14 protein-coding genes are annotated in these 18,641 nt (G+C 42.5%); 5 read left to right on the top strand and 9 right to left on the bottom strand.

Going from position 1 to position 18,641, the window contains the following annotated elements; genetic code table 11:
- The first annotated feature begins 63 nt into the window (after positions 1–63).
- Together M3180_RS14190 and M3180_RS14185 are read left to right on the top strand one after the other, a co-directional pair.
- A complete protein-coding gene (locus M3180_RS14190; protein ID WP_251668613.1) occupies positions 64–957 on the top strand; it encodes an AraC family transcriptional regulator in 894 nt (297 codons plus the stop codon).
- 133 nt (positions 958–1,090) lie between these two features.
- Positions 1,091–2,368, top strand: coding sequence for a glycoside hydrolase family 27 protein (locus M3180_RS14185; protein WP_251668717.1), 1,278 nt, complete (start codon positions 1,091–1,093; stop codon positions 2,366–2,368).
- Between the two features lie 272 nt (positions 2,369–2,640).
- On the opposite strand, the gene M3180_RS14180 is transcribed toward M3180_RS14185, so the two are convergent.
- Positions 2,641–4,536, bottom strand: a complete 1,896-nt coding sequence (locus tag M3180_RS14180; protein ID WP_251668611.1) for a PrkA family serine protein kinase — start codon at positions 4,534–4,536, stop codon at positions 2,641–2,643.
- Positions 4,537–4,756: 220 nt separating this feature from the next.
- On the opposite strand from M3180_RS14180, the gene M3180_RS14175 reads away from it, so the two are divergent.
- On the top strand, positions 4,757–5,461 hold the full coding sequence (locus M3180_RS14175; RefSeq protein ID WP_251668610.1) for a DUF2161 family putative PD-(D/E)XK-type phosphodiesterase: 705 nt from the start codon (positions 4,757–4,759) through the stop codon (positions 5,459–5,461).
- 38 nt (positions 5,462–5,499) lie between these two features.
- Here M3180_RS14175 and M3180_RS14170 read toward each other — a convergent pair whose 3' ends face one another.
- From M3180_RS14170 to trmL, 3 genes are all read right to left on the bottom strand, one after another.
- The gene (locus M3180_RS14170) at positions 5,500–5,997 is read right to left on the bottom strand and encodes a hypothetical protein (protein ID WP_251668608.1); all 498 of its coding nucleotides are present in this window, start codon (positions 5,995–5,997) and stop codon (positions 5,500–5,502) included.
- Between the two features lie 365 nt (positions 5,998–6,362).
- Positions 6,363–6,614, bottom strand: coding sequence for an AbrB/MazE/SpoVT family DNA-binding domain-containing protein (locus M3180_RS14165; RefSeq protein WP_251668716.1), 252 nt, complete (start codon positions 6,612–6,614; stop codon positions 6,363–6,365).
- A 125-nt stretch (positions 6,615–6,739) separates the two neighbouring features.
- On the bottom strand, positions 6,740–7,204 hold the full coding sequence (gene trmL, locus M3180_RS14160) for a tRNA (uridine(34)/cytosine(34)/5-carboxymethylaminomethyluridine(34)-2'-O)-methyltransferase TrmL (protein ID WP_251668606.1): 465 nt from the start codon (positions 7,202–7,204) through the stop codon (positions 6,740–6,742).
- Positions 7,205–7,338: 134 nt separating this feature from the next.
- Between trmL and M3180_RS14155 the strand changes: the two genes are divergently transcribed.
- On the top strand, positions 7,339–8,055 hold the full coding sequence (locus M3180_RS14155) for a response regulator transcription factor (RefSeq protein WP_251668604.1): 717 nt from the start codon (positions 7,339–7,341) through the stop codon (positions 8,053–8,055).
- 49 nt (positions 8,056–8,104) lie between these two features.
- On the opposite strand, the gene serC is transcribed toward M3180_RS14155, so the two are convergent.
- From serC to M3180_RS14140, 3 genes are all read right to left on the bottom strand, one after another.
- On the bottom strand, positions 8,105–9,196 hold the full coding sequence (gene serC / locus M3180_RS14150) for a 3-phosphoserine/phosphohydroxythreonine transaminase (protein ID WP_251668602.1): 1,092 nt from the start codon (positions 9,194–9,196) through the stop codon (positions 8,105–8,107).
- Positions 9,197–9,505: 309 nt separating this feature from the next.
- The gene (gene glnA, locus M3180_RS14145) at positions 9,506–10,930 is read right to left on the bottom strand and encodes a type I glutamate--ammonia ligase (protein ID WP_251668600.1); all 1,425 of its coding nucleotides are present in this window, start codon (positions 10,928–10,930) and stop codon (positions 9,506–9,508) included.
- 473 nt (positions 10,931–11,403) lie between these two features.
- Positions 11,404–12,435, bottom strand: coding sequence for a LacI family DNA-binding transcriptional regulator (locus tag M3180_RS14140; protein ID WP_251668599.1), 1,032 nt, complete (start codon positions 12,433–12,435; stop codon positions 11,404–11,406).
- A gap of 790 nt (positions 12,436–13,225) precedes the next feature.
- On the opposite strand from M3180_RS14140, the gene M3180_RS14135 reads away from it, so the two are divergent.
- Positions 13,226–14,932 (top strand): sugar-binding protein, encoded by a 1,707-nt coding sequence (locus M3180_RS14135; protein ID WP_432806944.1) that lies wholly within the window; start codon positions 13,226–13,228, stop codon positions 14,930–14,932.
- A gap of 94 nt (positions 14,933–15,026) precedes the next feature.
- Here M3180_RS14135 and M3180_RS14130 read toward each other — a convergent pair whose 3' ends face one another.
- Together M3180_RS14130 and M3180_RS14125 are read right to left on the bottom strand one after the other, a co-directional pair.
- Positions 15,027–16,862 carry an ABC transporter ATP-binding protein gene (locus M3180_RS14130; RefSeq protein WP_251668594.1) on the bottom strand — a complete coding sequence of 612 codons (1,836 nt, stop codon included), beginning with the start codon at positions 16,860–16,862 and terminating at the stop codon, positions 15,027–15,029.
- Positions 16,862–18,628, bottom strand: coding sequence for an ABC transporter ATP-binding protein (locus M3180_RS14125; RefSeq protein ID WP_251668592.1), 1,767 nt, complete (start codon positions 18,626–18,628; stop codon positions 16,862–16,864). Before M3180_RS14125 ends, M3180_RS14130 begins: the two co-directional genes overlap by 1 nt.
- Positions 18,629–18,641: the final 13 nt, after the last annotated feature.

Genomic DNA, 18,641 nt, shown 5'->3' with positions numbered 1-18,641 from the left:
CATACAAGCTGTCTTTCACGATAATTAACCAGCTAGTTTTGCTGGCTCATGGGGTGTCGATAGATGAATAACAAGCTTCCTAATGAAACCTACGGCTTTCGCTTTCACAGCTCTAAGGAGCTGCATTTACCGATATGCCATCTGTTCGCGGTAGGACATGATCGAATTACACATAACGATTATCGCTGGCATGGGCAGGAGCGAGGCGACGGACCACTGCTGCTTTTTCAATATACTTTGGCTGGACAAGGCGTGCTTGAGCTTAATGGAGAAACGTTACTCGCTACCGCTCAGCACGCATTTCTGGTTGAAATTCCAAGTGATCATTGCTACTACTACGTACCGGAGCAGGATCAGCAAGGCTGGCAGTTTATGTTCCTGCTAGTCAGACCCCATACCATAATGCCACTATGGAATGAAATAACCGAGCTAATGGGGCGATTGCCAAAGCTTCCGCCCGACAGTGCTCCGATTGTTAAGCTTACTCAACTCTTCGTAGCTGCTCAGCAAGGACAGATTACCGACCCGTTTACTGCTTCCAGTTATGTCTATTCATTTTTTATGTCACTAAGGCAATTTGCTGATAGCCATTCTGTTCCAGCGGCGATGCCTGCTGCAATAGCTAAAGCTGTACAATGGATTGATCTGAACTATGCTAATATGATTGGCCAAGAGCAGCTAGCAGAGCTGGTTGGGCTGTCAAAGTATCATTTTTTGCGCAGCTTTTCCAAATACGTCGGTCTGACGCCAAATGAGTATGTAAATCGAAAACGTATCGAGCAATCACTTGAGCTTTTGCTTTCAACGGATCAGTCGCTTGAGCACATTGCGCGTTCTGTAGGCTTCTCTAACGCAAGCTATTACATCCGAAAATTCCGAAAGCTAATCGGGCAAACGCCTGCAACCTTTCGATCTAATAAGCACCAGCTCGCCTATAAACGCTTGTTCTTTGATTAGAACAGATAGCAATTTTGTACTATTGCGTACGTATAATTATTATAGTCAGCCCCGTTATCTTTTCAGTATGATGATGGTATTAGCTTTGAACTATTTCATATCATATTGGAATATTGAATTTGGAGGGATTATGATGGATCATCGTTTATTTGCGCCTACTCCACCTATGGGCTGGAATAGCTGGGACTGCTATGGAGCAGCAGTTAGAGAGGAAGAGATTCGAGGCAATGCAGCGTACATGGCTGAGCATCTGCTCGCTTTCGGCTGGGATACGATCGTTGTTGATATTCAGTGGAGTGAGCCTGGTGCGGTTTCCTCACATTATCGCCCATTCGTGCCGCTAGTTATGGACGAATACTCTCGCTTAATGCCTGCTGAAAACCGTTTTCCTTCAGCTGCGAACGGTCAAGGCTTCAAGCCGCTTGCTGACTATGTACACAGCCTTGGATTAAAATTCGGCATACATATTATGCGCGGTATCCCACGTCAAGCCGTTCATCAAAATACAGCACTGCTTGGAACGTCGCAGCGTGCTCGTGATATCGCTTCAACGAATTCTATCTGCCCATGGAATACTGATATGTACGGGATCGATGCAAGCAAAGAAGGTGCTGCAGCCTATTACAACTCCTTGTTTGAGCTTTATGCATCATGGGGTGTAGATTTTGTAAAGGTAGACGATATTGCAGCTTCGAGACTGTACGATGCTCATTTGCCAGAAATCGCACTCATTCAGCAGGCCATACAAAACTGTGGTAGACCGATGGTGCTTAGTTTATCTCCAGGACCTGCTCCGCTAGAGCATGCCGGGTTTTTCACCAATCATGCCAATATGTGGCGCATGACCGATGATTTCTGGGATCATTGGCATCTATTGCTTGATATGTTCGATCGCTGCGAGAAATGGCAGGGCAAATCAGGCAACGGCTGCTGGCCGGACTGTGACATGCTTCCGCTTGGACATATCGGCATCCGATCTGTAGATGGCGGAGGAGCTGATCGTTGGACTCGCTTTACGAAGGATGAGCAAGTTACGATGATGACGCTATGGAGTATTTTCCGTTCACCGCTGTTTTTCGGAGGAGAGCTGCGTGATAACGATGAATGGACATTAAACCTAATTACGAATCGTGAGCTTATTCATATGCATCAAACATCATCTAACGCTAGATTACTTCGCCGCAGCGGCCATGAGATCATATGGACAGCTGATGGTGAGGATGGCTCTCGTTACGTTGCTTTTTTCAACGTTGGTGAACAAACTTCAGAATCAACTATCGATCTCGGCCATTATCAATGGAGCTACCAAAAAGCCTATAATGTATGGAGTGGCGAGTCGCTAGACATCAGCGATGAGCTTGTAAGTGGGCAGGTCGCTGCTCACGGTGCTGCTTTATACAAATTAACGTAGTCTATACGTAATGAGCAAGAGATTACGAGCTTCATTTCCGTAAGGTAATTTCAATCTCAATCTCAATACACAGCAAAACAGGGTATCCACAGTCGACTGACTGATGAGATACCCTGTTTTGATGCTATGAGAAAAGATATGAAAGTTAACAAGCTAACCAATTACACCACAACAAGGCATGTGCTCTACACTATGTAGAACACATGCCGCAGCACTAAACTCTAACTACCATAAGATGATTGCAATATGAAGCCGATTATAAATTGTTCTCACTACCGATTAAGTAAGCTGCCGACGTAACGCAGCAGCTCATTGGCACAGGTAGAGCAATAGCCGTGCTCATCAATGAGACGTGCCGAAACCTCATTTATTCTCTTTAATTGATTTTCATCAGGTGTTTTTGTTGAGGTTGTAATTTTTACAATATCCTTCAAATCAGCAAATAGCTTTTTCTCAACAGCCTCACGGAGTCGTTCATGACTTGTAAAATCAAATTTCTTCCCTTTTCGTGAATAGGAGGAGATACGAATAAGAATTTCCTCACGGAAAGCCTTTTTCGCATTTTCACTAATGCCAATTTGCTCTTCAATCGAGCGCATTAGACGCTCATCTGGATCCATTTCCTCACCAGTAAGTGGATCTTTAATTTTCGCCCAATTACAGTAGGCTTCAATATTGTCTAAATAGTTCTCGAACAGCGTTTTCGCCGACTCTTCGAATGAATAAACAAACGCCTTCTGCACTTCCTTCTTCGCCAAATCATCATATTCCTTACGTGCCACCGATATAAAGTTGAGGTAACGCTCGCGCTCCTCCTTCGTAATCGATGGATGCTGATCTAGGCCATCCTTTAACGCACGCAGCACATCGAGTGCATTGATACAATCCATATCTCCTTTAATAAGTGCACTTGAAATACGGTTAATGACGTACCTCGGATCGATGCCCGACATGCCTTCCTCGACGTACTCGTTTTGCATTTCCTTCAAGTCGGCAGCCTTAAAGCCCTCAACCTCTTGCCCATCATACATGCGCATTTTCTTAACTAAATCCATGCCTTGCTTTTTCGTTTCCTTCAAGCGAGTAAGTATCGAGAATATCGCGGCTGCCCGCAGTGCATGCGGTGCAATATGGATATGCTTCATATCGCTTTGTGCTATAAGTTTACCGTATATTTTTTCCTCTTCCGTTACATTGAGATTATATGGGATCGGCATGACGATCATCCGCGATTGCAGCGCCTCATTTTTCTTATTACTAATAAAGGCCTTATACTCCGTCTCATTCGTATGGGCGATAATCATCTCATCAGCAGAAATTAAAGCAAATCTTCCTGCCTTAAAATTCCCCTCTTGTGTTAACGACAGTAAATTCCATAGAAACTTTTCATCACATTTTAGCATTTCTTGAAATTCCATAATACCGCGGTTTGCTTTATTCAGCTCGCCATCAAATCGATAGGCACGGGGATCGGACTCTGAGCCATATTCGGTGATCGTTGAGAAGTCGATGCTTCCCGTAAGATCGGCAATATCCTGTGATTTGGGGTCAGACGGGCTGAACGTACCAATTCCGACGCGATTATCCTCAGATATAAACACTCTCTCTACACGAACCTCTTCAATATTACCGTCATACTCCTCCTTCAAGCGCATTTGACAGCTCGGGCATAGATTGCCTTCAATGCGAACCCCTAGGCTTTCTTCTACTTCACGCCTCAGCTCTTGTGGAATGAGATGCAGCGGCTCTTCATGCATTGGGCAGCCCTCTATCGCATAGACAGCACCTTTTCTTGTGCGCGAGTAGCCCTCTAGTCCACGCTTAAGCATCGTTACAAGCGTAGATTTACCACCGCTGACTGGCCCCATTAGCAATAATATACGCTTCCGTACATCCAATCGTCTTGCAGCAGAGTGAAAATACTCCTCCACCAGCTTCTCAATTGCTCGATCAAGGCCAAAAATCTCTTGCTCGAAAAATTTATACTTCTTAACTCCGTTTTCAACCTCAACCCCATGCGACTCGATCATTTCATACACTCTTGCATGTGCTGTCATGGCTGGAGAGACATCACTTTTTAGCAGCTCAACATAATCTCTAAAAGTACCTGACCAGGCTAGTCGATCACTTTCCGCCTGATACTCCGATATGCGTTTGAAGATATCCATTGTTTGCCTCCTCCCAATCACATTAGACGCGATTCATACTATTATCTCCGCTTGAGAGACCGCTAAGCTTTAAAGTGTCTGGTTCCTGACTATGTTTAAAGTGTATGCTTGTTGCTGTAGGATATTGCCCTTTTTTTTCGTGAAATCATGCTTCATTTCTCTGTAACTAGACAAGCTTTGCTATAATCAATACATATGATAGCAATGTAGGTGATAATTTATGGCAGTCCATAAGGAAGAACAGCTATACGAGCCAATTAAAGCTTTTTTTACCGCGAAAGGCTATGAAATAAAAGGTGAAGTTAATCACTGTGATCTCGTAGGCGTTCATGTGGAAACCAATGAGGTCATTATCGTGGAAATGAAAAAGACGTTCAACCTCGCCCTGCTGCTGCAAGGAGTGGAACGTCTAAGATTAGGAGCATCAGTATATTTGGCTGTGGAGCGGAATCGCAAAAAATCAGGTGCGATTAATCAACGCTTCGGTGATCTTGCAGAGCTTTGCCGAAGACTTGGAGTCGGCTTACTTACGGTAACGTTTTATGTGACGAAGGCGCCTGTCGTTGAACTGCTCTGCTCGCCGGACGAAGCGCCACAACGGAGCAATCGACCAAGCAAAGGGAAAAGACTGCTCTATGAATTCAAGGAACGCAGTGGTGATTATAATGTAGGCGGCAGTCATGCTCGTAAGCTGGTTACTGCTTACCGGGAGCGTGCACTTCGTATTGCGAACGCCTTGCAGCAGCTCGAGCAGGCGTCTCCTTCACAGCTAGTAAAACATACTGGTGTACGCCAAGCAGGAAACATAATTCGTGATAACCATTATCAATGGTTTGTGAAGCTGAATCGAGGTGTCTATGCGTTGTCTGAAGAAGGCCATCAAGCATTGAAGGAGTATGAGGCTGTTATCGCTGGCTGGACTTAGCTTTTAGCATTTAGATTATAGCTTATAGCTTCTAACCTCTAGCTTCTTGCAGTAAATTCTCCGATGAGCTCATCAAGCTCCTCGATCAACGTGGGCAGCTGTTCCTCTCTCATCCCGTTAACCATCAGCTCGAGCTGATTAGGAGCGCTGTCCACAGCAGCAATATGGTTCACGCTAAGCACCTTATATCGCTGCGCATCCTTGTTTAACGCTCGAATAACAAGGGCGCTTGGTAACGCTGCAGGCAGCTGGATGAGCAACGCTGTACGTTGGCTTGTTAGCTGTCCCGTTAAATGCTTGCTGCTCGTGCACGCATCAAGTAGCTTGCGATATGTGCCTTGCTTGTGCTCTTCCGTCTTGCTCGAAGCCTTCTCCTCATGCCCTTCAGCAACTTCTATGTGAGGGTTAATGTTCTGCACCTTTTCATCGACGGAGATTGCAGATGCTCCTGCTTTACGTTTATTACGTAAAGCTAGCTCTCCTTTTGCCGCACGCTTCTTTTTCGCTCGTTTCATATTTATTCTTTTATTAGCCATTTTTCCACCATCCTTCCTATACTATACTCATATCCGAACTTCATCAATTATGTTCTTATTTTTTGAAGTTTTCTTTTTGGTATTCGTTGGTTATAATAGGGATAGGTTATGGAGGTGTGAATACAATGACATTTTGGATTGTGATGACCGTACTTGTTTTATTCCTAACTGCTATTTTAACTAGCTCTTATAATGAGGATAAAACAAGCGGCCTGTAAGCCTTCAAATCGAGAGCCAGGGCTTTACGTCCCTGGCTCTCAATGTATATGTGCATTAAATGACGAGTAAGGTTAATATATTTAAAACGATAAAAGCAGCGATTTTTCACTACTTGTGAGAAATCGCTGCTTTTATTGCAAAGAATATTATGCTTGTTTTAATTGATCCATTTCGGTCATGCAAACATTGCATATATATCTTTCCTTGAATTCCGCCACTTCTTCCATTGAACCACAGAAGACACATTTCGGACGGTAGCGCTCCAGAATAATATGATCCCCTTGAACGAATATTTCTACTGGATCTCCTTCATTCATTAAATAACGCTTACGGAGTGATTTAGGTAGTACAATACGTCCTAGTTGATCTACTTTTCGAACAACACCAGCTGGTTTCATCATGTCACCTCTCTTATATGTCTGTTTTTGCAAGTATTACTGCTGAGAGAAAACATTGCACTATAATCTATTCGACAAAAACATACAAATTCCTTCAGAACCTTTAACATTCCCTTTAAAAATTTTCAATATAAGTTAGGAAAGCTGTTTTGTCTTAAAGCTTCATACAGAATAGCACATACCGTATTTGATAAATTCAAAGATCGCACAGCATCTGTCATTGGCATCTTAATGCAAGTATCCAAATTTTCTTGGATTAGCTCCTCAGGAAGTCCTTTTGTTTCTTTGCCGAAAACGAGAAAATCCCCATCCTTATAGGTGAATTCAGAATAATATTTTTTCCCCTTCGTGCTGGCATAATAAAAGGTTGCATCCGAATATTTTTGCTGGAGCTCAGCGAAGGAATCATGATATTCAATATGGACTGCTTGCCAATAGTCAAGACCTGCTCGCTTCAGCTGCTTATCGTCCGTACTGAAGCCCAGTGGGCGAACTAGATGCAGATGAGCACCGGTCGCCGCACACGTCCGTGCGATATTGCCCGTATTGGCTGGAATTTCAGGTTCTACTAGTACAATGTGAAAAGCCATTTTTCTACTCCTTACGTGTTCATATTGTCTTTACAATTTAGAATGTTTTTACATGGACTTTACAGAACGTTAATTCTTAGCAAAATGTTCTCCTTCATAATAGTTTTAACGATTGGTTGTAAAGGAGTGCTACCATGCAGAAAAAAATATTAATCGTGGATGACGAGCCTTCAATCTCCAAATTAATTGAGTTCAACTTAAAGCTTGCTGGCTTTGAAGTGATGTGTGTAGAAGATGGAGAGGCTGTTTTTCATTCCTTAAGAAGCTTTCGCCCTGACTTAATTATTTTAGACTTAATGTTGCCCAAAATGAATGGGATTGAGGTCTGTCGCATTTTACGCAATCAGAATAACGCTGTTCCAATCATTATGCTTACTGCACTTCACGATGTGGCGGACAAAATTAACGGTTTAGACAACGGGGCAGACGATTATATGACAAAGCCATTTAGCCCGCAGGAGCTTATCTCTCGTATAACGGCGATCTTTCGCAGACTTGATGCACTGCCTGGTGCAACGAAGGAAGAGCAATATACAATTGGTAAGCTGCATATATTAGCTGATCAGCGGCAAGTTTTTCTAAACGGTGAATTAATCGAATTAACCCCAAAGGAATTCGAGCTGCTTTTGTTCCTAAGTAAGCATGAAGGAAAAGTACTTAGCCGTCAACAGCTATTGCATGGAGTTTGGGACTATCATTTCTTAGGTGATACCAGAATTGTTGACGTTCATATTAGCCATCTTCGTGACAAAATCGAACGTAACGCTCGCAATCCAGAGTATATTACGACCATCCGTAACGTCGGTTACAAAATGCAGCAGCCACGTATCAACGCGAATTCGATCAGTTAAGCCAATAAAAGACCGCTTCTCTTAGATTAAGAGAGAGCGGTCTAGTTATTTATGCGTTACGTTGTTGGAATTCCTTCATAAACTGAGCAAGAGCTGCGCAGCTTTCCATCGGTACAGCGTTGTAAGTAGAAGCACGTAGTCCACCTACATCACGGTGTCCTTTCAAGCCTACAAAGCCAGCAGCTTCCGATTCTTTAATGAATTTTTTCTCAAGCTCTTCATTCTGATCTTTAATGCGGAACGTAATATTCATTGTAGAACGGTCCTCTTTGTTAGCACAGCCTTGATAGAAGCCATTGCTTTCATCGATTACATCATAAATCAGTTTAGTTTTATCAAGATTGAATTGCTCAAGTGCAGCAAGTCCGCCTTTACCTTTAATCCATTTTAATACTAGACCAACCATGTAAACAGAGAAGGAAGGTGGTGTATTGTATAAGGAATTTGCTTTTGCATGCGTATCATAGCGCAGCATAGCAGGAATATGTTTCGGGCTTTCTGCAATTAAATCTTCACGTACGATAACGACAGTAACACCAGAAGGACCAAGGTTCTTTTGTGCACCAGCATAGATCATCCCGAATTTGCTAACATCAACAGGTCGGCTTAAGATATCACTGGACATATCGGCAATTAGCGGAACATTGCCAAACTGTGGAAAGCTCTTATATTGCACGCCGCCAATTGTTTCATTGGACGTAATATGCACATACGCTGCTTGGTCTGGAACAACGATCTCAGAAGCCTGTGGCACACGCATGTACTGATCCTCTTTTGAAGATCCAGCTACAACGGCCTCACCAACGATTTTTGCTTCCTTTAGAGCTTTACCAGCCCATGCGCCTGTATCGACATATGCGCCTACTTTACCTTCAGCTAGTAGGTTCATTGGGATCATCGCAAATTGTGTACTTGCTCCACCTTGTAAAAACAAGATTTTATAGTTGTCTGGAATGTTCATCAGCTCACGAAGTAAATCCTGTGCTTCCTGATTTACCTTTTCATACGTTGCGCTGCGATGTGACATCTCCATAAGTGCCATACCCGCACCCTCGTAATCAACGAATTGAGCCTGTGCCTGCTCCAACACTTCTAATGGTATTGCGGCAGGACCAGCATTAAAATTATACGCACGTGTCATTAACCTTCATCCTTTCTGTTACCCATCATCAATATCTTAAACTATATCAATTTTGATAGACTACATCAAGTGGAATCGTTCGGTTCTTTGCATAAAATCGAACGAAATTCACAAGATTCATAAAATCATTCGGATTCTACCGAAATGTATTCGTTATCAAAATCATTACTAATCTCATCTACAGGTTAATTGTGAAAACTTTCACTAAATTGTAGAATATAATAAACATTGTAAGTATGTCTATATAATAAAAAAGAGCGCTCAATCTCATTTTTCAATGATGTTGAGCGCTCCATACGTACATGCTAATTAAGCATTGAAGTATAGGTTAAATTCATGTGGATGAATGCGAATAGCTACTTGTTTCGCTTCATTGCGTTTTAGCGCAATGTAGTTAGCAATGAAGTCGTCAGAGAATACGCCGCTTTCTGTCAAGAACGCAGTATCAGACTCAAGAGCATCAAGTGCCTCTTCAAGAGATCCAGGTACGCTGCGGATTTCTTTTTTATCTTCGTCAGACAGATCGTAGATGTTTTTGTCAAAAGGTCCATAGCCAAGTGCAACTGGGTCAAGTCCTTTTTTAATACCATCAAGACCTGCAAGCAGCATAGCTGCAAACGCAAGATATGGGTTAGCTGTTGTATCCGGCGTACGGAATTCGATGCGGCAGCCTTTTGGAGATACTGCTGCAATTGGAATTCTTACTGCTGCAGAACGGTTACCTTTAGAGAATACAAGGTTTACCGGTGCTTCGTAGCCTGGTACAAGACGCTTGAAGGAGTTAGTACTTGGATTAGTCAATGCAATAAGTGCTGGTGCATGGTATAGAATACCTGCGATATAGCTCATAGCTAGCTTGCTTAGGTTGCCGTATGCACCTTTTTCGTAGAACAATGGAGTGTCTCCATTGAAAATTGAGCTGTGTACGTGCATCCCGCTTCCGTTATCTCCGAATAGCGGTTTAGGCATAAAGGTTGCAACCTTGCCCCATTGTCTAGCTACGTTTTGAACGATGTATTTATATTTTAATAGGTTGTCAGCTGTTTTAGTTAATGTATCGAAACGGAAGTTGATCTCGGCTTGGCCAGCAGTAGCAACCTCATGGTGATGACGTTCTACTTTTAGTCCTGTTTCTTCCATAATACGAACCATCTCGGAACGAATATCTTGTTGAGCGTCTGTTGGTGCAACAGGTACATAACCGCCTTTTACACCGATTTTGAAGCCAAGGTTACCGCCTTCTTCTTTACGGCCAGTATTCCATGCTGCTTCTTCGGAATCGACGGAGTAATAGGAAGAATGCATATTGTTTTCGAATCGAACATCGTCAAATATGAAGAACTCGGATTCTGGAGCGAAAAATGCTGCCGTGCCTACACCGGATTGTTGTAGATATTCTTCTGCTTTCTGAGCAATACTACGAGGGTCACGATCATAACGCTCACCACTCGGAAGATATATATTACACATAATGTTAAGTGTTGGATGTAATGTAAATGGATCTACGAATGCAGATGCTGGATCTGGCATCATAACCATATCTGATTCTTCGATACCGCGGAAACCAGGAATGGAGGAACCGTCAAAAGCTACACCCAATTCAAAAGTTTCTTCACTTACTTCGCTTACAGGGAGTGTAATGTGATGTACCCCTCCGTTAAGACCGATAAAACGAAAATCGACAAACATAATGTTTTTTTCTTCAATTGTTTTGAAAATTTGATCAACTGACATAAAAAATCCTCCGTTTCCGAACAATAAGATGTAATTTGATTGATAATGTTCAACTCTCATTTAACTTATGTTGTAATTATAAAACTCAGGAAATCTAGCGTCAATACTCATGTAAGGTATTTCTTGCAACCATGTTAGGTTTATTCACAAGTTCTATCACATATGAAAAACCGCATAAAATCAACGCTTTTCAGCGATTTTTCCTCCATGTAAGCGTTATATTCGCTTCCATTTACCACAAAAATTATGTTGAATAGTACAAACAAAACAGGATATACTAGTACAATTTTCATAACCAGTCAATAATCGGGTATTTTGTTTTGCATTAACTTAAGTTAATACAATGGATATGTTAGCTATTTGCTTAGGTTTGCTATTAGCTATGTGCTTTTACTTATTATTCAATTCATCTCACACATATATAAAAACAGACCTTCCTAACGGAAGATCTGTTACCTAATGAACTTATTCACTTATATTTCATGCCTAAAACCACCACAAGACTCACGAAAGATAAACGGTGTTTCATACACGATAGATTTAGGCTCACCTGTCGCATCAAGTATTCGACCCATCACGAGTCGTATACATGCAGCAGCCATTTCTTCAACAGGTAGCTTCACTGTAGATAACGAAGGGACACTATATTTTTCTATATCATGATCACCATAGGTCAATATTTCCATATCGTCAGGAATCCGAATGCCTGCGCGATGAAACACTGGAAGTGCTGCGACAGCCATAATGCCTAACGGGAAGAACATAGCTGTTGGCAGCTCTCTGCCGCTTTTTACGATCTTCGAAGCCGCTATATTGCCCCCCTCCATCGTCGTAGGAGCAACCTGAATATGTCTATCCTCCAGCTCAAGGCCATACTTAGCACATGACTCAACAAAACCACGGAATCGAAAATTGTTATCAGCCTTCATCAGATAGTCCGATACAATTGCACCTACCTTCTTATGCCCCCGTAGCATGAAAAGCTCTGCAACCTTTCGTCCAATCTCATACGCATCCACATAGATACAGCTATAGATGCTGCTCGTACGGTTAAATAAAACAGTAGGCACATTTAGCGGATGCTCTTCCAGATAACACTGATCCTCTGCAGATATGCCCGTCAATATCGCACCATGATAGGCGCCTTGGTCGCAAATATCTTTAATTTTCTGAATATGCTTCCTCTTATAAGGCTGAATTGTCATTTCGAATTCAAACTCTTGCTCGAGAATGGAGCTTTGAGCACCTACGAAAAATCGACCTAACAAATCCGAAGAAAGGTCAGACGGCCAAAAAATAACAATTGATGGTATGTTCCGAGCATTCGATTGTCTAAGCCGCCTTGCAGAAAGATTAGGCAAATAACCGAGTCCCTGAGCAGCTTCCAAAATTCGTTGTTGAGTTTTTTTTGAAATCCGCATTTCATCACCACGCCCATTGAGCACAATGGAAACCGTCCCTACTGATAGCTTCGTTCGTTCGGCTATTTCTCTAATCGTAGACATACTTATCCGCCCATTCCTCTTATAATACTCTATTAATACTAGATCAAATTAGTAATGTCAAGAAAGCGCAAACATCACTTCTCATATCTTCCCTACCATCCAATAAAGAATAGCGTTTCAACTATGCTGCGAGAGCAATGTAGACATAAGCGAATGATGAATGCCTAAGTATAATAATTCCATTAATACGAATCAATTATTATAAAATTGCTAATACGTAATAGCTCTATTAACCCTCTCCCCATCTTATCCCATTTTAGATACAGATTAATACAATAATAAGCGTCAATAATATATTGACATTGTCAAACACTGGAATTAAAATGCAAGAGAATGCTAAAACGAAATAGCAAATAAATATCGGAAGGATGTGGTAGCTAAAATCTGTAGTTTATTTCATGGTTGTCATTGAGAAAAGGAGGAAAGCAATTTGAAAAAAAGACCAAGAAGTTTTTTGAAAACCCTTTCACTTATGCTAGTCATCACATCCTTAGTTTTGACAAACTTTCTCAATCCAGTCACCAACGTTTCTGCAGCTTCTTCTAAGCCGGCAATTAAACATAAAGATACAATCACCCTTACGGTCGGTGATTCTTACATGCTTGATATCCTGAATAAGCCTTCAGATGCTACGTATCAATGGAGCAGCAACAAAAAGGCGGTCGTTACTGTCGATGCAAAGGGACAGCTTCAAGCCATTGGAGCAGGTACAGCAAAAATTTACTGTAGCATTACATTCAATAAGAAGACAATCGTGATTACTTCTAAAGTTACCGTTAAGGAGGCACCTATGAATACAGAACCATCAAAGATCTCCGTCGATAAGAATGGCTTAGACGCTCAAGGACGAATGGTAGCCTATTTCGGTTCTCCAACAATCGACGGTACTGTTGATCCTGTTTGGAATAAGGCAGAGGCCGTATTACAAAAGCATGTAACTGGTGAACTTGATACAACCGCCACATTTAAGGCGCTGTGGGACGATCAAGCACTTTATATTCTTGCTGAAGTGAAGGATCGTGATCTCTCTGTCGAATCAGGAACACCATACATGCAGGATTCTATTGAAATCTTCTTAGATGAGAACAACGACAAAGCGAGCGAATACGGCGTAGATGATTTACATATTCGCATCAATTATGAAAATGCATTGTCCGTAGACAATGGAAATGCAGACATGTATTATACAGCAGCAAAAAAAGTAAAGGATGGCTATGTTGTCGAAGCAAGAATAGCTATCAAATCACAACCAAAGAATGGGTCAGTGCTTGGCATCGAATTACAAATTAATGATGCCAAGGGAACTGAACGAGCGGGAACCATTAATGTGTTTGATACAACGGGTAACGCTTGGAATAACCCTTCTACCTTCGGTGAAATATTGCTAGCTGGGAAAAAGAAAAATGATACCAGCGGACTAAATCCATATGATCTTATGAATTTGATCAAAAAAACGTTGAAGCTTGATTTCAAGCTTTATAAAAATTCAGATGTCGTTACGGACGCGATAACCAGTGTCATATCCGAAAGCATCTTCAACCGCGATCAAGTAACTCAAAAGCAAATTGATGAGCAATATGCTGCCATAAAAGCCGCGGTAGGCAAATTAGAGATGACCGAGGAAGCCGCAAACGAGAAATACTTTACACCTGTTCCCGATGAGTATCGTGTGGAAAGCGATCAACCTGGGAAAATCGAGAGCTTGCATTATGACGCTCCGAATTTAGAAAATGGCAAAGACAACAAGAAGCTAAATGTCTACCTGCCATATGGCTATGACTCCGCCGATAAAAGTAAGAAGTATAACGTTCTCTATCTTATGCATGGCGGTGGAGAGAATGAGGATCTCATCTTCGGAGGACCAGATCAAAGCAAGGAACTTAAGAAAATCTTAGACAATATGATAGCAAACGGCGATATTGAACCGCTTATCGTGGTGACACCTACGTTCAACGGTGGTAAAAATGATGTGGCTCTTTTCCACGAGGAGCTGGTCAATCAAATTGTTCCACTCGTCGAAACGAAGTATCATACCTATGCTAAATCAGGAAGCTTAGAAGACCTGAAGGAATCCCGTGCACATCGAGCATTCGGCGGCTTCTCCATGGGATCAGTGACAACCTGGTATACGTTTATCCATGCGTTAGACTATTTCAAATACTATATGCCGTTAAGCGGTGATAGCTGGATCATAGAGCAAAGAGGCGGCGGCCTGCAGCCGAAGCAAACAGCGGAATACTTGGCTAAGGTAGCTAGAGATTCAGGGTATGCCCCTCACGACTATTACATCTTCAGTGCAACTGGCAACTTAGACATCGCTTATCCGAACTTAAAGCCTCAAATCGATGCTATGAAGCAATTCGATGATGTCTTTATCTATTCCTCGGATACGAAGAAGGGGAATTTTTACTTCATTGACGCTGAGGGCGGAACACATGCATGGAACTGGCAGAATCAGTACATTTACGATATTTTATTCGATATGTTCAAAGATTAATTGCAATGGAACGATGTATGATCGACAAAAGCTCAGGACCAACAGGTCCTGAGCTTTTACTGTTTCTATATTACATTCTCTACTCTGTTACGAATCAATACGATACGATTGGTTGGCCTTTACCTTGTGTATAGTCAATCATTTCCTTGTAAATCCCATTGATCTGAATCAGTTCCTGATGCGTGCCTTGCTCGACAATTTCCCCTTTTCTCATCACTATGATTCGATCAGCTCCGATGATCGTTGACAGTCGGTGCGCGATAACAATCGTTGTTCTTCCCTTCGAAACATAATCTAGTGCACGATTAATGAGCTGCTCTGTCTGAGAATCAAGATTAGCCGTCGCTTCATCCAATATGAGGATACGCGGCTGGAAGACTAATATGCGAGCAAATGAAATGAGCTGACGTTCACCTGCCGAAAGCCCGCTTCCCTTCTCTGATAAGCGTGTATCATACCCTTCAGGCATGCGTTCAATAATAAGGTCTGCACCGATAAATCGGCATGCCTCAATGACCGTTTCACGTGAGATCGAAGGTTCGAATAAACGAACATTATCAAGCACACTGCCTGTGTACAAATACGGCTCCTGCTGCACAAGTCCAACCGTTCGATGCAGATCATGCTGAGGGAGCTCCTTAATGGATATGCCATCGATCGTAATATTACCCTGCTGAATATCATAAAAACGGCATAGCAGGCTAATGAGAGAGCTTTTGCCAGCTCCCGTCGTTCCTACAACACCGATCATTTGCCCCGATTGAATGTTCAAATTCAAGTTTTTAATAACTGGCTCATTGTCTACATATGCAAAGGTTACATCTCGAAACTCAATCTCACCTCGAATAGGAGTAGGTAGCTTCGTAGGCTGCTTCGCATCCTGCACCTCTGGCTCAATCGATAGAATGCCCCAAATGCGCTGAATCGCGACATTAGCTGCCTGCAGCGTGTTCCATTGCTGTGTAATCGTATTGATCGGCTGGAAAAACAATCGAATATACGTAATAAAGGCGTACAGTACACCAAATGCAAGTGTATCACCTAGCACCGCTCTGCCTCCAAACCAAACGACACAAGCGATCGCCAAATTATTTAATACCTCAAAGGTGCGGTTGAAAATAACATTCGTCCGGATCTCTCGCAGATTAGCACGGAAATATGATTCATTCTTTTCATTGAACTGTCTGCTTTGTTCCCTTTGCTGGTAAAATACTTGAATTAAAGGCATTCCTGATAGATTCTCCGCTGTAAAAGCTACCAGCCTTGATAGACGTGTTCTTGCCAGTTGGTATGTCTTTCTCATATACGTGCGAAACGCAATGGCAATGGCCGCAATAATCGGAAGCAATATTAAACTGTACAACGTCAGCGTCACGTCAAGCTGAAACATCATGACCAGTATAAAAATGAGCGTAAAGCCATCTCTAACGATGCTCAGCACAACCTGATGAAAAAATTGATTGACCGCTTCAGTGTCACTCGAGACATGGGTGATCAGGCTGCCACTTGGCACTCGATCAAAGTAGGACATTGATAGCTTCGAAATATGCTCAAACAGCCGCTTACGAATGCTCGCAATAATACTCTGTCCCGCTTTTTGCAGCAGATTATGTTGAAAGAATGAAAATACTAAGCTTGTGACAGACAAGCCGAAATACATGCAGCCGATTAGCAGTAGACTTCGATATTCAGTATTACCAATCATTAGATGATCATCAATAGCCAGCTTTAGCAAATAAGGCTGCAGCAACTCTCCGCTTATTGCAATCAATGTACAAATGATAAATGCAATAAATGTTTTTTTATGCTCTAGCATATAAACAGATAATACACGAAAGCTTGAACTGAATTTTTGCTTTTGCTTTGGAGTATTGGGATCATTCGATTCTGACTTTTGATCCATCTCCCAATTACGTATCGCCTGTGCCATTATGCGCGCGTCCCCTCCTCCTGCAGCTCATACAGCCTGCGATATAATCCATCCTCGCTAAGCAATTGTTCATGCTTGCCTTGCTGAATAATGCTGCCTTGCTCAAGAACGATGATATGGTCTGCGTGCTTCAACGCACTTACTCGATTCGCGATAATAATCGTTGTTCGACCGGAGCGAAGCTTTGCAATATTGCTTAATATTTCTGTTTCTGTAATCGCATCAACCGCACTAACACTATCATCCAGAATTAAGATAGGTGCATCCTTAATCATACCTCTTGCTAGACTTGTGCGCTGCCGCTGTCCACCAGACAACGTCACCCCACGCTCTCCGAGCTTTGTGTCAAACTGCTCAGGAAAATCCATGATGTTGTCATAAATTCTAGCATGCTGAGCTGCTTCATATACCTTCTTATCGTCCATACTGCGATCTGAGAAAGCAATATTATCACGAATGGTCGTGCTAAATAAAAATCCGTCCTGAGGCACGTAGCCGATGCTTTCTCTTAAGCTCGACAGCTTTATTGAACGTATATCATGTCGACCATATCGAATGCAATTAACAGGAGCATCATAGAGTCGCAATAGCAGCTTCATCAGCGTCGTTTTCCCGCTGCCTGTACGCCCGATAATGCCTAAGGTCGTTCCTTGCGGAATAGTTAGCGACAAATTATTCAGCGCCAAACGTCCTTGCTTATCCAACTCTCCATTGTGAGCTGCCTCATAGCTAAATGAAAGGTTGCGCAGCTCGATAGCTGCATCGTTTGGATCCAGTGGCTTAGCATCCTCCAGCTCAACGATTTCTCGCTTCTGCCTCATCAGATCATTCAATCGCTCGAGTGAAGCCCGTGCTCGCTGCACGACATTGATAACGTTGCCGAGCTGCTGCAACGGATTCATCAGCATACGTACATATAGCGTCAATGCAACAAAGGTTCCAAGCGTAATCGTCCCTTGTACCGTTAAATATCCTCCATACACCATAGCAACGATAAGCGATAGTGCGCCGAGAAATGGAATCGTAGCTTGGAACAATGAGGAAATACGTACTAATCGCAGCTGTCGCTTGCGTATCTCATCAACTGTTGCACCAAATCGTTCGATCATAATTGACTCAACAGCAAATTTCTTTGTTACGCGGATACCGGCAAACTGCTCCTCTGCAGATGCAGTCATCGCGCTGAGAGCTTCCTGCACCTTAAGTGATCGACGCTTAATCTTCGGACCAATCCACACGACGATAACAGGAATGAATAACAGCGGAATAATACATGCGATAACAAGATAAAGCGGAACATTAGAGAGCAGCAGCATAACAATGGTAGAGATCAGCAGCATTGATGCACCTGCCGTCTGATTTACACCCATCGAGATCGATTCTCTTACCGCAGTCACATCGTTCATAAAGTAGCTTAACAGCTTGCCAACGCCATTGCTCGCATAAAATCGTTCGCTTAGCTGTAAAAATTGCTGATATAGCCGCGAGCGATTCATATATTCAAAGTATCTTCCCGTATACATCACAAGGTACTGTGCAATGCCCCCAAGCACCGTAAAGCTAATACCGATTGCTAACAGCTCCCAGCCTGATTGTAATACACCATCCCAAGTTAATTGTCCCAGCTGCAGCGCGTCCGTAAAATCACCAAGAACGCGAGGAAATTGGACTTGAATAATGTTGGCAATCGCATGCAAGGTAACTGAAATAACATAAGCAATCCAGGTCTTTTTGAAGAACTGCGATAGTATTTTCGGGGAATCCAATTAATCATCACTT

Source organism: Paenibacillus camelliae (assembly GCF_023715345.1).
Lineage (GTDB): Bacteria > Bacillota > Bacilli > Paenibacillales > Paenibacillaceae > Pristimantibacillus > Pristimantibacillus camelliae.
This window is presented reverse-complemented; position numbering and strand designations above follow the sequence as displayed.